The sequence below is a fragment of the Pisciglobus halotolerans genome (genome assembly GCF_900113675.1).
In the GTDB taxonomy this organism is placed as follows: domain Bacteria; phylum Bacillota; class Bacilli; order Lactobacillales; family Carnobacteriaceae; genus Pisciglobus; species Pisciglobus halotolerans.
Genome location: NZ_FOQE01000040.1, coordinates 1 through 15,707, shown reverse-complemented (window position 1 = coordinate 15,707; position 15,707 = coordinate 1). Strand labels below are relative to the sequence as shown.

Genomic DNA, 15,707 nt, shown 5'->3' with positions numbered 1-15,707 from the left:
ATTGAAAATAAAAGTGAAAAGAAAGCCGGCAGAGTAACCTTTTGCCTTTGTTATACCTGCTTTACGCAAGTAATGCAGAATATGCAGCTCTTTAAAAATAGAATAAATGGCTTTTGGCAGTTGATTATTTAGATTGTTATCGGTTATCATAAAGACAAGCACCTCGCTGTATTAGTTTTTTTGTGGTAATTAAACTATACCAAAGCTGAGGTGTTTTTTCTGCATCTAAATACACGTCAAGCCATATAAATTAAGTTGAGGAAGCTCAAAGGTACCAAGGTTTAGACACTAATTTTCAACTGCGAAAGTTGAGATTAGATAAATAGAGTTTTCTCCATGACCAAGTAAAATAATATGGGCTGGAGAAAAACGGCTTATTTGCCGGCAGATTTCTGAGCCAATAGAACCGCCTGCACCACTAACAAGTACTGTCATGCCAGTCAATTTTTCAGCAATTTGTCGCATGTCCAACTTTACCTCTTCACGTCCTAATAAATCTACCACGTCAATTTCCCTAAATTGATTGACTTCTAATTTCCCTTGCATGACATCTTCTAAAGATGGCATTTGATTGATCGTTACGTTTAAATCTGCCGTAATTTCTAAAAAGTGTTCATATTCTTCTGGCTTCATCGATGGGATAGCAACGGTGATTTGTTCAATGTTATGTAATTTTACTAATTCAGGAATATCATAAAGTTTTCCTAAAACAGGTACGCCATACAGTAAAACATGCTGTTTAGTTGGATCATCGTCTACAAATCCAATGACTTTCACTTCACTCTCATGACGTTGCAAACTTTTTGCAAATAAACTTCCACCTTGTCCAGCACCAACAACCAAAGTACGAATTAAACTATCATATGTAACATGGTGCGCTAATTTATATTGATGTTCATTATAGATGCGCCAGACAATGCGGCCTCCTACTATTAAAGCCGATGAAAACAAATAGGCTAGTACCATAAATCGAAAACTAGTAGAAGTAAAAACAAGAGTAATAATGGCTGAAAAAACGTATGAACTTGTGACACACAACAAAATAGCAATAGCTTCTCGTACACTGGTGTAGCGATTGATTTTTTTAAACAATCTAAAATAAAAAGCTAAAACTAAATAAGCTATAATATTTGTTCCAACGGTTAAAAGTAAAGATTCTGAAGGCAGTTCAATATAAGGATTTAAAAAGAAATAAGCTACAATACTAGAAAAAATTATAGCTGATACATCATATACCAATAAAACTAAAACTTTCGATTTTCTACTCACTGAATCATTTCCTCCTCTTATTATATTTCTAACAGAATATATGAAAATAAGAAAAAAATTTCTTATTTATCCTCTCCATAATAAGTGTAGTAATAATGATTTTCTTCAATTTCAACACGATTAAAAATAGCACCTAAAATATTAGCATTAACTTTTTCAAGCAATTCCTTTGCTTTTAAGACCATCTCTTTATCTGCTCCGCCTTTATTAATAACAAAAATAGTCCCATCTGTTTTGTTAGAAATAATTTGAGCATCTGTTACAGCTACAATTGGAGGTAAATCGAAAATAACTAAATCAAAAATTTGTTCTAGTCCATCTATTAATTGTGTCATTCGATTTGAACCCAATAATTCTGCCGGATTTGGAGGAATGATACCACTAGTAATAAGATATAAGTTATCAGTCTCAGTATGGTGTACAATATCTGTAATTTCTGTCTCTCTATCTGTTAGCAAAGTTGTCAGTCCATCTCTATTTGGAACATGAAATGTTTTATGTACTGTTGGCTTGCGCAAGTCTGTATCAATTAATAACACTTTTTTACCCTCTTGAGCAAATGTAACTGCTAAATTTGCTGAGATAGTTGACTTTCCAGCACCTGGACCAGCAGAAGTAACAGAAATTGTTTTTAAATCATTGTCAATCATTGAAAAATTAATATTGGTTCGAATGGTTCTAAACTGCTCTGCAATGACAGAAGAAGGTCTCGTAAGTGTAATCAAACTTGGACGTTCTCCATTACTTCTTAATTCTCTAGATTTCTTTTTAAACATTTTTTCCTCCTAGACTCTAGCTCTTGTTCTTCTAGCTTGTTGTTTCGACATATCCTTAGAGGACTCCACCTTAGCTTCTAATTCGTCTTCTGACATCTCTGAAACTGTTCCTAAATTACTCCAACCTAAGGTATCTGTGATAAATTTTTCATCATTAATAGATTTATCCATAAATTCTATCAAGAAAGCTGCTCCCACACCTAACATTAATCCAACGAGTAAACCAATAATCAAATTCAACATGTTATTAGGCGAAACGGGATTATCACTAGGCTCAGCTGAAGAAATAATAGATACATTTTCGATTTTCATAATATCGCCAATTTTTTCCTGGAAAATACCAGCAGTTGCATTTGCGATTTCAGCTGCTTGATAAGGGCTTTCATCGCTAACTTTCAATGAAAACACTTGCGAGTTATCTTGAGTTTCAATCGTTATTTTGTCAGACAATTCACTAACGGTTAAATCTAATTTGTTGTCTTTTAAAACTTCTTCCAAGATTACAGGTCCTTTAATAATGTCTCGATATGTGTTAATCATTTGCACGTTTGTATTTATGTCACTTAACTGGACACCTTGTGCATCATCTGAACTCTTGTTGACTAGAAGCTGAGTTGTTGAACTATATTGTGGAGTAGCAATAAAAAAAGTGAAAATTGAAGCCAATATCAGTCCAACTAATCCAAGACTAATAATCAGACTCGCTCTTTTTTTTAATATCTCAAACAATTCCACTAAACTAATTTCCTCTTCCATAACTTCCTCCCATGATCGTATAAATAAATACTGTTTATTTCTTATTGCTTACAATTTTTATCCTTTTATTAATTATCATGAAACAAATCTCTCGTATATACCTTATCCTTTACGCCTTCTAATTCTTTTGTAAAACGGTTCGATACGATTACATCTGATATCTCTTTAAATTCTTCAAAGTCCTCAATTACTCTTGAATTGTAGAACAATTCGTCTTTTAGAACAGGTTCATAAACTATTACTTCAATCCCTTTGGCTTTGATGCGTTTCATGATCCCTTGAATTGAAGATGCTCTAAAATTATCAGAATTAGTTTTCATTGTTAAGCGATAAATACCGACCGTCTTAGGGTTTTGACAAATGATTTGATTTGCAACAAATTCTTTACGAGTTCGGTTCGCATCAACAATTGCTTGAACAATATTGTTTGGTACATCTTCATAATTAGCCAGCAGCTGTTTTGTATCTTTTGGTAAACAATAGCCACCATATCCAAATGAGGGATTATTATAATGAGTTCCGATTCGTGGATCTAAGCCTACTCCGTCAATGATTGATTTTGTATCTAATCCTCTTACTTCTGCATATGTATCTAATTCATTGAAGTAAGCAACTCGCATCGCTAGATAGGTGTTTGAAAATAATTTAACAGCTTCGGCTTCAGTTGATTTCATAAACAGTACGTCAATATTTTCTTTTTTTGCACCTTCAACCATTAAGTTGGCAAACTTATGTGCCATTTCAGAATGAGATCCCACAATGATTCTTGAAGGGTATAAATTATCATATAAAGCTTTTCCTTCTCGTAAAAACTCAGGAGAAAAAATCAATTTAGCTTCAGGATATCTTTCACACATTTCAGTTGTATATCCAACTGGAATAGTAGATTTGATAATCATTGTAGCTTCAGGAGCAAACTCTAAAACATCTTCAATCACACTCTCAACTGCTGACGTATCAAAATAGTTTCTCTTGTCATCATAATTCGTAGGTGCTGCTATGATAACCAATTTAGCATCCTTATACGCTTCTTCTTTGTTAGATGTAGCTACTAAATTCAATTTTTTATTAGCTAAGTAATCCTCTATTTCCGCATCAACAATGGGAGATTGTTTATTGTTAACCATTTCAACTTTTTCTTCGACGATTTCTAAGGCATAAACTGGATTGTGTTGAGCTAATAAAATCGCATTTGACAGACCAACATAGCCTAGACCGACCACCGTAATATTCATATATAAAGCTCCCTTTATCCTTTAAATTCTTATGTATTGATAAATAACAGTATTATCATAGCAAAACAAACTTCGTAAAACAACAAAATCCATGATTTTATTCAATAAAGATGTTCTTTTTGGTAAAAAGATGTGAACTTTTACTTTAGCGTTTTTAAACTTTCTAAGAATGAGACGTCGTAATTTACTTAAAAAATGCGCCTCATGTATTTACATGGGCGCATTCAATATTTTATTTCATTTCTAGTTGTTCACGAAGTTGATTAGAAATATCGTTCATTTCTTTATCACTGACAATATCATAGTAGATCCCATCGATTTTGGTTCCTGAACCAGTCATCTGAATTTGTTCAACATTCCCTGCTGCTCCTCGGTAATCATTAAAGATATCAACCATATCACCAAAAGCTAGATTAGTTGTCATATTGCTTTCTAATGATTTCAAAACACTCTGGTAGTTCATGATAGAAGATAAAGAAGCTACCTTTTTCATAGAAGCAGAGATGATTTGACGTTGTCTTGCTTGACGTCCATAATCCCCTTGAGGGTCTTCATGACGCATACGAGAATATGCAAGTGCTGCATTTCCGTCTAATGTCACCGATTGTCCTTCTGTAAAAGTATATTGGTCTTGTTTGAAAGTCAATGGAGGAGTTACAGTAACACCTCCGAGAGCATCTACAATATCTTTCAATCCTTGCATGTTAACTTCTACATAGTAATCAATTGGAATGTCTAACATTTTTTGAACTGTATTGACTGACATTTGTACTCCACCAAAAGCATAGGCATGGTTGATTTTATCTTTTTTGCCTTTACCAACGATTTCTGTATATGTATCTCGTGGAATACTCAAAATCGTCGTTTTATTCGTATTTGGATTAACAGTGAGAACCATCATTGTATCTGAACGTCCTCTTTCAGTCCTCCCTAAATCTCCTGTATCTACCCCAAGCAGTAATACCGAGAAAGGTTCATCATCATGTTTGATATCTACAGGTTTATTCCGTACTTCTTCAGTTTCAACATTTTTATAAATCTTATCTGTCGTTCCTGTCACATCACTATAGACTTTCCAAACAAAAAAGCCTATTCCTAAAAGTAAGACTAAAAAAATAATTAAAATGATTCGGCCAATTCCACCGCGTCTTGTTTTTTTTCTTTTATGTTGATTATGTACATCTGAACGTTTTTCTGGCATACTCACTCCAACTTTCATTTAAGTTTAATTTTGTTACTATACCAGATAGATAATACCACAATGATATTAATAAAAATAGTGGACAAAATATTAAAAGATGTTTAAATCTACTGTAAAAAAACAATAATGCTCAAAAACCATTGCACATTGATAGAATCTTGTATCAATGTGCAATGGTTTAGCTATTGTTATTCTTCATATCCGTTTGGATTATTTTTTTGCCAGTTCCATGAGTCTCGACACATGTCCTCAATTGAAAGAGCGGCTTGCCAACCAAGTTCATTTTTTGCTTTCGTTGGGTCTGCATAACAAGTTGCGATATCTCCTGCACGTCTTTCGATGATGTTGTATGGCACATTTTGATCACTTGCTTTTTCAAAGGCATTTACGACATCTAACACACTATAGCCATGTCCTGTTCCCAAATTATATGCTTGGATTTCTTTCGTTTGAAGTACTTTCTCGACAGCTTTCAAATGTCCTTTTGCTAAATCAACCACATGAATATAATCTCGTACACCTGTTCCATCAGGAGTATCGTAATCATCACCAAAGACATTTAAAGCTTCTCTTTTTCCTACAGCAACTTGTGTAATATAAGGCATCAAGTTATTTGGAATACCATTTGGATCTTCACCAATTCGTCCACTTTCATGTGCGCCGATTGGATTGAAGTAACGCAATAACGCAATGCTCCAAGTTGGATCAGATACATAAACATCTTGTAAGATTTGCTCGATCATCATTTTTGTTGTTCCGTATGGATTTGTCGTACTTAATGGTAAATCTTCTGTCAAAGGAGATACGTTGTTCATACCATAAACTGTTGCTGAAGAACTAAAGACAATTTTTTTCACATCGTATTCCTGCATCAGTTGAGCTAACACTAGAGTTCCAGTCAAATTATTATGGTAATACATCAGTGGTTTTTCCACTGATTCTCCTACTGCTTTGTAACCAGCAAAATGAATAACAGCATCGATTTGATGAGCTCTAAAAACAGTTGCTAGTTCATGTTCATGTAAAATATTGACATTATAAAAAGTAAAGTCTTTCCCTGTGATTTCTTTGATTCGTTTTAAAACTTCTGGTTTGCTGTTTGAAAAATCGTCCACCACTACGACTTCATAGTCAGCATTCAATAATTCAACAACGGTGTGGCTGCCAATATACCCAGCCCCGCCTGTTACTAAAATAGCCATTTTACATTCTCCTCTAAAAGATCATATTGTCCTTTTTATCATAAAATACTCTTATCTATTTGGCAATTATAGTCTGCTTAAAAATCAACTGGTCTTTCCCTTTTTTGACCAAAAGTATACAGGATAGTTTCTAAAATTCGTTCTGCTGCGTGTCCGTCACCATACGGGTTGTTGGCTTGACTCATGGTTTGGTAAGCTTCTTGATCTAATAATAAGGTTATCATCGCTTCTTCCACTGCTTCTTGATTTGTTCCCACGAGTTTCAACGTTCCAGCTGCAACACCTTCTGGACGTTCAGTTGTGTCACGCAATACTAACACAGGTACACCGAGCGAAGGTGCCTCTTCTTGCACGCCGCCTGAATCGGTCATAATCAAATAACTTTGATGAGCAATGTTGTGGAAATCAATCACATCTAACGGTTTGATCAAATGAATCCGCTCATGATGGCCAAGTATCTCTTGAGCTAATTCTTGTACCACAGGGTTCAGATGAACTGGATAAATAACCTCAATTTCATGATTATCTTCCACTACTTTTCGAACAGCTTGAAAAACTTCTTTCATAGGCTCACCTTGATTTTCTCGACGGTGCATTGTCAGTAAAATAACTTTGTTGCCTTCTTGAATATTTTCCAGTACTTCATGGGTATACTCTTTTTTTACCGTTTCTTTTAATGCATCAATAGCAGTATTTCCAGTGATAAAAATATTTTCTTCTGGATGATTCTCTTTCAACAAATTCTCTTTGCTTTGCTGTGTCGGTGCAAAGTATAAATCAGACAAAACGTCTGTCACTTGCCGGTTCATCTCTTCTGGAAAAGGAGATTGCTTATTCCAGGTACGCAAGCCAGCTTCAACGTGTCCTACTTTTATTTGATGGTAAAATGCAGAGATACCTGCCGCAAAAGTCGTGGTTGTATCCCCATGAACCAAGACAATATCCGGTTTTGCTTCTTTCATCACAGCGTCTAATCCCGTCAATACACTGGCCGTGATTTCTGCCAACGACTGTCTCTGCTTCATTACATTTAGATCATAATCAGGTTGGATATTGAAAAATTTCAATACCTGATCCAACATCTCTCTGTGCTGAGCTGTAACCGTCACGATCGATTCAAACTGTTCCGGCTGCTTTTCTAATGCCAAAACAATTGGCCCCATCTTGATTGCCTCTGGCCGAGTCCCAAACACTGACATTACTTTGATTTTTTTCATATGTTCTCCTAAAATTCTAATTTATATTTCACTAGTAGTTTAACATAGGACAAAGAAAAAGAACTACCGAAATGTTGGCAGTTCCTTTATCCCTATACTAACGGTTAATTGTCATGAAATAAGTCTCTTGTATAAACTTTATCTGCTACATCGCTAAGTTCTGTAGTAAAACGATTTGAAACGATAACATCAGAGACATTTTTAAATTCTTCAATATCTTGAATCACTTTTGAATGGTAAAAAGTTTTATCTTTTAGCACAGGTTCATAAACCACTACTTCTATCCCTTTTGCTTTGATTCGTTTCATGATTCCTTGAATAGAAGAAGCTCTAAAATTATCTGAATTTGTTTTCATTGTCAGACGATAAATTCCAACTGTTTTTGGATTTCGTTTAATGATCTGTTCAGAAATGAAATCTTTTCTTGTCCGATTAGCATCGACAATAGCTTGAACGATATTATTAGGTACATCTTCATAGTTTGCCAACAGTTGTTTCGTATCTTTAGGTAAACAATACCCGCCATAACCGAATGATGGATTGTTGTAATGGGTGCCTATACGAGGATCTAAGCCAACACCGTCTATAATAGATTTTGTATCTAACCCTCTCACTTCTGCATAAGTATCCAACTCGTTAAAGTAAGCAACACGCAAAGCTAAGTAAGTATTAGAAAATAACTTCACAGCTTCTGCTTCTGTTGAATTCATAAAAAGCACATCAATATTTTCTTTTTTTGCTCCTTCAGTCATTAACTCGGCAAACTGATGAGCAGCTTTCGTTTTAGCTCCAACAATGATTCTGGAAGGGTAAAGATTGTCATACAAAGCTTTTCCTTCCCGTAGAAATTCCGGTGAAAAAATAATATTTTCTTTTTGATATTTCTCTTGAATGTCTTTAGTATAACCTACTGGCACAGTAGACTTAATAATGATAGGTGCACTTGGCATATATTTTTGAACGTCTTCAATGACATCTTCGACCGCAGTAGTATCAAAGTAATTTTTTTCATCGTCATAATTCGTTGGTGCAGCAATAACAACAAGTTCTGTTTCTTTGTACGCCTCTTCTTTCATTGATGTAGCCGTCAGATTTAATGGTTTGTTCGCCAAGTAATCTTCAATTTCGTTATCTACGATCGGCGATTTCTTTTGATTAATCAATGTAACTTTTTCTTCCACTATTTCTAATGCTTTTACTTGGTTATGTTGAGCAAGAAGAATCGCATTAGACAATCCTACATATCCCATTCCGACAACTGTAACTTTCACAAAGAGCACTTCCTTCTGTTTTTAATATCCAAGAAGATAATACCATAACTAACCATCTAAATATAGCTCTCGATAAATAATTTCACTGGCGTTTTTTCAAATACTGAGTAAACAAACTAATTCTATCTAAATAAACAATAGCTAACTTGATCATCAGCTATGCTCAACTACTCGGAAAGAACTCTAAAAATGTCCAACCATCCGAAAAAACTTACAACGACTAAAATATTGGTTTTACCTAAATTGTTCTTCATAGATCGCATCTAGCTTTTCCATATATCCTTCTACTGAATGATTTTTTGTAACGTGATCATAAGCTCCTAAAGATTTTCTTTTTAACTGTTCCGGATGTTTTAATATATTTAAAACAATATTTTTAAGTTGATTTTGTAAAGAAATTCGTGCCTCTATTTTTTGTTCCTTGCTTTTGATCTGTATTTCTCTAAATTCATTTTTGGGCATCTCTATCGTCCAACCGATTGTGTTGTCATTAATCTCCGGCAAAGCACGTATATCTGTACTAATGACTGGACAACCGCTAGCTTGAAATTCTAGGACAGAATATCCATAAGTGTCTGCCCAAGTAGGAAGAAGACCGACATCAATGGTTTTCATCATTTCTAAAAGCTGGTAGTTCTCAATATGATGATAGAACGTCATAGAAGGATGGTTTTCCATAATCTCCATCGGTATCAGCATTTTCAATCCAAACATTCGTATAACGCTTGTGTTTTAAAAATTCTGCATGATCTTTAAATGTTTCATTGTAGGAAGAATATTTTCTAAAGTTGGCTATTATCGTTATGTAATATCCGCCAGCTTCATAGTGGCTATCTTTTACCCATTCTTTTGTAGATACTGCAACATATGGTCCTTTATAACCTTTTTCAGCTTTAATGCCGAAAAGATTATTGTTAGGAGGACCAGATAATTTGCTCTTCCCCCATCCCGATTCTAAAATAGACTGAGCAATAATGACAGAAGGATATAATCCATAGGTTTTCCCATTTTGAACCGCAGCGTTTGCTACACTATTGATAAATGCAGTGGTGTAAGGTACGGCTCTAGTCCGTTGCATACCAGCTTCATTTCGTGCCTGAAGGTCCTCTTCCATCATTTCCATAGCTTTTTCACGGTTTTTTTCTAAAGAAAATACTTCTTCTTCGGCATTTATTTCCTTTTCTTCATCTTCTAAACTAGATTTTTCTTGTTCTGGTACACTTGTCTGATCTTCTTTTTTATTTGATTGTGAATTATCTTCTACTTTCTGAGTATCTATTTGATTATCTTGTTTATTTGTATCTTGTTTATTTATGTCATCATTTTTCGAATCTATTATTTCGTCTTCTTCTGAAGAAATTTCTTCAGTTATATTTTCATCAGGTTCTTCATTATGTAATTTGGATTCTTCTATTTTTTCTAAACTCATACCCTCTTCCTGAATCTCTGAGCTTTTCACTATAGGATCAATATTCGTTTCAGCTAATACTATAGTTGGCATAAAAACAGAAGATAACAGCAACAGAATAACCCCTGAAATAGTTGCATTTTTCTTCTTAAACATTTTTGTATGTAACCCCTTTTTTATTTTTATTTTTTCTTTTTCAGTATATCATTATTACTGGTTGCCAAACGTTTCTATTTTATGAACTTTTTGATACTTCTGCTAAAAATTGTTTTAAAGCTTCTTTCCAAGAAATAATATTAAATCCTAATTCTTCTGCTTTACTTAAGTCCATAACAGAATGTTTTGGACGATAAGCCTTTTGTGGGTATTCTGCTGAAGTTACCGGCTTTATTTCTACATCTTTGTCTTTTAAAATTTCTTGTGCAAATTCATACCATGAACACTTTTCTTGATTTGCTAACTGATAGATATTGCTTACTGGATTTTTTTCAATTAGATAAATCATAAATTCTGCTAAAGTACGAGTCCAAGTCGGGCGTCCAATTTGATCATTAACAACTGTTAAAGTTGAATGTGTTTTTGCTAAGTTCATCATTGTATATACAAAATTTTTACCATATTGACCAAAGACCCAAGACGTACGAATAATATAATAATGTGTACAATATTTTTTAACCGCTAGTTCTCCTGCTAGCTTAGCTTTTCCATATTCATTTTTTGGATTTGGAACATCGTTTTCGGTATATTCTGCTTCATTTGTTCCATCGAAAACATAATCAGTGCTAATATAAACCAAAGTTGCGCCCACTTTCTCAGCTGCTCTTGCAATATTTTTTGTTCCTTCAACATTAACCAACCAGTTTTGTTCTTTTCCTTCATCTTCTGCCAGGTCAACAGCAGTGTAAGCAGCACAGTGATAAATGACATCTGGACGTTTTCGGTCTACATATATATCTACTGCTTCATTATTGGTTATATCTAATTCTTCTCTTTTTGCTGCTATATAATCTATATTCTTTTCATCTAGTAATCGGCACAACTCTTGTCCTAGTTGGCCATTAGCTCCTGTCACCATTGCTACCATGTTATTTCATCCTCCAAAATGAAACGACAAGAATAAAAAGATAAATTCTTGTCGTTCGTTTAGTTTAATTGTTAAGCTTTGCGCGCTCTTTTAAAGGCCGCCACCATTCCTCATGTTGTTGATACCATTCAATTGTTTCTACAATTCCCGTATCAAAAGTGTATTTTGGTTCCCATCCTAGCTCTTTTTCTAGTTTTGTTGGATCAATAGCGTAACGTTTATCGTGTCCTAATCGATCATCAACGTAAGTAATTAAATCTTTTGAGACACCTAATTTTTCTACGATAAGGTTGACGATTTCGTTATTCGTCCGCTCATTATGACCACCTACATTGTATACTTCTCCTTTTCGTCCCTTACGTAAGACTAAGTCAATAGCTTGGCAATGGTCTTGAACATGGAGCCAATCTCGAACATTTTTTCCATCTCCGTAAATAGGTAAAGATTTTCCATCCATAGCATTTGTAATCATTAAAGGTATCAATTTTTCTGGAAAATGATAAGGACCGTAATTATTAGAACAACGCGTGATATTAACGTCCATATCATACGTTTCATAGTAAGCCCGTACTAACAAATCAGCCCCTGCTTTGCTGGCAGAATATGGACTATTAGGAGACAAAGGAGTTTCTTCAGTAAAGTATCCTTCTGCTCCTAGAGAACCATAGACTTCATCTGTAGAAACTTGTAAATACTTCTTAATTCCCATTTCACGTGCAACATTCAATAAAGATAATGTTCCTTGAATATTTGTTTCAACAAATATTTCAGGATTTAAAATGCTACGGTCTACATGAGATTCTGCCGCAAAATTTACAAAGTGAGTGATATTGTGTTCTTGTACTAAATGACGCACCAATTCTTTATTCGTGATATTTCCTTGCACAAAAATATGATGTGGGTTGTCTTGAATATCATCTAAATTATGAATGTTCCCAGCATAGGTCAGTAAGTCAAGGTTGACAACCGTATCTTCTGGATGATTTTCCAAAATGTAATGCACAAAGTTACTACCAATAAATCCAGCTCCGCCAGTGACCAAAAGATTCATTTTATTTTTCCTCCCATACGAATGGATTATCAAAATTTGCTAATGTAGGATGGTTTTTATCTTTTTCTGATAAAACCAATTTATCCATCGGCATAGGCCATTGAATACCAATATCTGGATCATTAAATGCAATCCCACCGTCATGTTCTTTGGAATAATATTCGTCTACTTTGTATTGAACGTTACAATTCGGAGTCAGCGTTACAAAACCATGAGCAAAGCCTTTTGGTACTAATAATTGTCGATGGTTGTACTCACTCAATAAGTAGCCTTCCCATTTCCCATATGTTGGAGATCCTTTTCTAATATCCACCAACACGTCATAAATTACGCCAGTAGTAGCTCGAATCAACTTTGTTTGTGCTTTATCTGGCGTCTGAAAATGCATCCCTCTTAATACACCCGGTTCAACAGATAAAGAATGATTGTCTTGAATAAAATCTATATCAATGCCTGCTTCTTTAAATTTCTCTTCAGTGTAACTTTCCATGAAGAAACCTCGATGATCACCAAATACGTCTACTTCAATGATCTTCACATCTTGTAAAGCTGTTTCTAGTACTTTCACGTTGAAAACTCCTTTTTTACTCTGCTTCAGCAATTCGTAACATATATTGACCATAGCCATTTTTCTTCAAAGGCTGTGCCAATTTAATGAGTTGCTCTCTTGTAATATAACCCATTCGGTAAGCAATCTCTTCTAAACAAGCAACTTTCAAGTTTTGACGTTTTTCAATTGTTTCAATAAAAGTTCCTGCTTCTAGCAATGATTCATGCGTTCCAGTATCTAACCAAGCATAACCGCGCCCCATCACTTCAACTTCAAGTTCTTCAGCTTCTAAGTAAGCTTTATTTACGTCCGTAATTTCTAACTCTCCACGTTCTGAAGGCTGAATGTTTTTAGCAATTTCCACTACCTTATTATCATAAAAGTAGAGACCTGTTACAGCATAATTGCTTTTTGGATGTTCTGGTTTTTCTTCTATTGATAAAGCTTTCATTTGTTGATCAAACTCAACTACACCAAAACGTTCTGGATCATGAACATGATAACCGAATACCGTGGCACCTTTATCTTTTTGTGCAGCACGTTGCAACATTTTGGATAGCCCACCACCGTAGTAAATGTTATCTCCCAAAATCAAGCAAACGGAATCATCACCAATAAAGTCTTCACCGATGATAAAAGCTTGCGCCAATCCATCTGGACTTTCTTGCACTTTATAGGACAAATTCAATCCTAAATTTTGGCCGTCTCCAAACAGTTGCTCAAAACGTGGCGTATCCGTTGGTGTAGAAATAATCAAAATATCTTTGATTCCCGCCAACATTAAAATGGACATCGGATAATAAATCATTGGCTTATCGTAAATAGGCATCAATTGTTTTGAAACAGCTTTTGTCAGTGGATAAAGACGCGTTCCACTTCCGCCTGCTAATATAATTCCCTTCATTTTAAAACTCCTTTTACCTTTCTTCTAGTTACTCGATCTATTATATCATACTACAGATTGTTCTATATCTCGAGAGACTATTTTTCTTTCTTATACTAAAAAAAGCCCTAATCAAGATTTTATCTCGATAAGGACTTTTCTCATTTTATTTCTTGAGTATTGCATTTAATGAGCAGTCAAAATAAGTTTACTTTCCAAAGTAATCGTCAATCCCATCTACCACAGCTCTTGCTAATTTTCGTTGATAAGCTGGTGATATCAGTTGTAAACGATCCGATGCATTATCGACAAATCCCAGTTCTGTAAGGACAGCCGGCATTTTTGTTTCACGAACAACATGGAAATTCGCTGTTTTCACTTTTCTGTCCACAGCTTTAGTAGACTTAATTAATTCATCTTGTATATAAGTAGCTAATGCCTTACTGGACTTAATTCTTTGAGGATTATTTGCCATAACATTATTCGTATTCCCTTTTTGATTATAGTAAAAAGTTTCAATTCCTTTTGAAAGACCATTATTAGAGTTATGGTGAATGCTCACAAAGATATCTGTACCTAACTTATTAGCTTGATTTTTACGATTCGACAATGAGGGAAAAGTATCGCCCGTTCTTGAGATAGCAACTTTATACTTTTCAGATTCTAGCATTTTTTTAACTTCTAGCGCTACTTGCAAATTTAAATTTTTTTCGTAGACACCGCCATAAGTTGTTCCCGAATCGATTCCTCCATGTCCTGGATCAACATAAACAAAAATTGGCTGTTTAAAAGCTTCACTTTCTGTTACGGATTCGCCTTCTCCTTTTTTAACTAATTTTATCTCAATGGCTTCAACTCTTTTACCTAAATCAGTCGAACCAGATGACATGCCATTTTTAGCCCAACCTAGCCAACCGTAACTTTCCACATGAACACGATAATAAATATCATAAAACTTCTCCATGTCGCCAGTCAATTTCATTTCAACTGCTTCTAATCTTTTTTGTTTTCCCGTTGTACCGCTTAAGGCGTTATTCGTAACAAAATTTTGCCATCCACTTGATTGCAAGTAAGAACGATAAGAGATATCTCCATCAAATGGCGCATTTTGTAGTGAAACTTTCATCGCTTCTATTCTTTTTTTCTCACCAGTTGTGCCGCTTAAAGCTCCATTCTTTACATCAGAAAGCCAGCCTTTACTTTGTACATGAGTAGAATAGGCTACAGAAGGTTCAGTAAATATACGTGAAGAAGCATGGGAAGGATCAATAACCGCTTCTCCCTTTTTAACTACTTTTATTTCGACTTTTTCTGCTGGTAAGGCATATCCTTCTGTACCAGCTGTTTCACCATTTATTGCCCAACCTAGCCAACCAAACTGCTTAGAGTAGACACGGTATAAAACATCGTAGTATTTTGCGTTTCTTCCAGAAAGTTTTACTTTTATGGCTTCCATTTGTCTGCCTTGTCCTACTGTTCCGGTCAGTTGGCCATCATTTTTCCAATCCATCCAGCCAATATGCTGAACAGAAGCAGAATATTGAATGCTTAAATCTGGAACATTTTGTATAGAGACTTTCATGCCTTCTATCCGTTTTCCTGTCACACCGGCTGTTGCTCCATTGTTAACAGCTTTTTGCCAACCAAGGCTTTGAACGTGGGTAGAATAAGAAACAAAAGGCTTTTCAACAGGTGGTTTCTCTAACTCTATATAAGGTCTTTCCGTTGAACCAGGTGCTTTTTCGCCTTTTTTCACTAAAACAATTTGAATAGCTTCTAGTCGTTTAGCTAGACCAGACGTTCC

15 protein-coding genes are annotated in these 15,707 nt (G+C 34.9%); all 15 read right to left on the bottom strand.

Annotated elements, in window-relative coordinates; genetic code table 11:
- Positions 1-288 precede the first annotated feature (288 nt).
- Positions 289-1,269: a nucleoside-diphosphate sugar epimerase/dehydratase gene (locus BM057_RS09995; protein ID WP_092093445.1), complete on the bottom strand. Its 981-nt coding sequence runs from the start codon at positions 1,267-1,269 to the stop codon at positions 289-291.
- 62 nt (positions 1,270-1,331) lie between these two features.
- Positions 1,332-2,045 (bottom strand): CpsD/CapB family tyrosine-protein kinase, encoded by a 714-nt coding sequence (locus BM057_RS09990; RefSeq protein ID WP_092093442.1) that lies wholly within the window; start codon positions 2,043-2,045, stop codon positions 1,332-1,334.
- Between the two features lie 9 nt (positions 2,046-2,054).
- Entirely contained in the window at positions 2,055-2,801 is a 747-nt protein-coding gene (locus tag BM057_RS09985) for a YveK family protein (RefSeq protein ID WP_092093439.1), read from the bottom strand.
- A gap of 68 nt (positions 2,802-2,869) precedes the next feature.
- Complete coding sequence (locus BM057_RS09980) at positions 2,870-4,036, bottom strand: nucleotide sugar dehydrogenase (RefSeq protein ID WP_092093437.1); 1,167 nt, start codon at positions 4,034-4,036, stop codon at positions 2,870-2,872.
- A gap of 232 nt (positions 4,037-4,268) precedes the next feature.
- Positions 4,269-5,237, bottom strand: a complete 969-nt coding sequence (locus BM057_RS09975) for an LCP family glycopolymer transferase (protein ID WP_092093434.1) — start codon at positions 5,235-5,237, stop codon at positions 4,269-4,271.
- 188 nt (positions 5,238-5,425) lie between these two features.
- Positions 5,426-6,439 carry a UDP-glucose 4-epimerase GalE gene (galE, locus tag BM057_RS09970; protein WP_092093432.1) on the bottom strand — a complete coding sequence of 338 codons (1,014 nt, stop codon included), beginning with the start codon at positions 6,437-6,439 and terminating at the stop codon, positions 5,426-5,428.
- A gap of 77 nt (positions 6,440-6,516) precedes the next feature.
- Positions 6,517-7,656, bottom strand: a complete 1,140-nt coding sequence (gene wecB / locus BM057_RS09965; protein ID WP_092093429.1) for a non-hydrolyzing UDP-N-acetylglucosamine 2-epimerase — start codon at positions 7,654-7,656, stop codon at positions 6,517-6,519.
- Between the two features lie 104 nt (positions 7,657-7,760).
- Positions 7,761-8,927, bottom strand: coding sequence for a nucleotide sugar dehydrogenase (locus tag BM057_RS09960; protein WP_047390182.1), 1,167 nt, complete (start codon positions 8,925-8,927; stop codon positions 7,761-7,763).
- 234 nt (positions 8,928-9,161) lie between these two features.
- Complete coding sequence (locus BM057_RS09955) at positions 9,162-9,605, bottom strand: glycosyltransferase (protein ID WP_245741930.1); 444 nt, start codon at positions 9,603-9,605, stop codon at positions 9,162-9,164.
- Positions 9,565-10,491 carry a glycoside hydrolase family 73 protein gene (locus tag BM057_RS09950; RefSeq protein WP_092093424.1) on the bottom strand — a complete coding sequence of 309 codons (927 nt, stop codon included), beginning with the start codon at positions 10,489-10,491 and terminating at the stop codon, positions 9,565-9,567. Before BM057_RS09950 ends, BM057_RS09955 begins: the two co-directional genes overlap by 41 nt.
- Positions 10,492-10,570: 79 nt before the next feature.
- Positions 10,571-11,419, bottom strand: a complete 849-nt coding sequence (rfbD, locus tag BM057_RS09945; RefSeq protein ID WP_047390184.1) for a dTDP-4-dehydrorhamnose reductase — start codon at positions 11,417-11,419, stop codon at positions 10,571-10,573.
- 64 nt (positions 11,420-11,483) lie between these two features.
- On the bottom strand, positions 11,484-12,470 hold the full coding sequence (gene rfbB, locus BM057_RS09940) for a dTDP-glucose 4,6-dehydratase (RefSeq protein WP_092093422.1): 987 nt from the start codon (positions 12,468-12,470) through the stop codon (positions 11,484-11,486).
- A gap of 1 nt (position 12,471) precedes the next feature.
- Positions 12,472-13,038 (bottom strand): dTDP-4-dehydrorhamnose 3,5-epimerase, encoded by a 567-nt coding sequence (rfbC, locus tag BM057_RS09935; protein WP_047390186.1) that lies wholly within the window; start codon positions 13,036-13,038, stop codon positions 12,472-12,474.
- Between the two features lie 16 nt (positions 13,039-13,054).
- Positions 13,055-13,924 carry a glucose-1-phosphate thymidylyltransferase RfbA gene (rfbA, locus tag BM057_RS09930; protein ID WP_047390187.1) on the bottom strand — a complete coding sequence of 290 codons (870 nt, stop codon included), beginning with the start codon at positions 13,922-13,924 and terminating at the stop codon, positions 13,055-13,057.
- A 187-nt stretch (positions 13,925-14,111) separates the two neighbouring features.
- The coding region (locus BM057_RS09925) for an N-acetylmuramoyl-L-alanine amidase (protein ID WP_092093419.1) at positions 14,112-15,707 on the bottom strand (1,596 nt) is incomplete at its 5' end.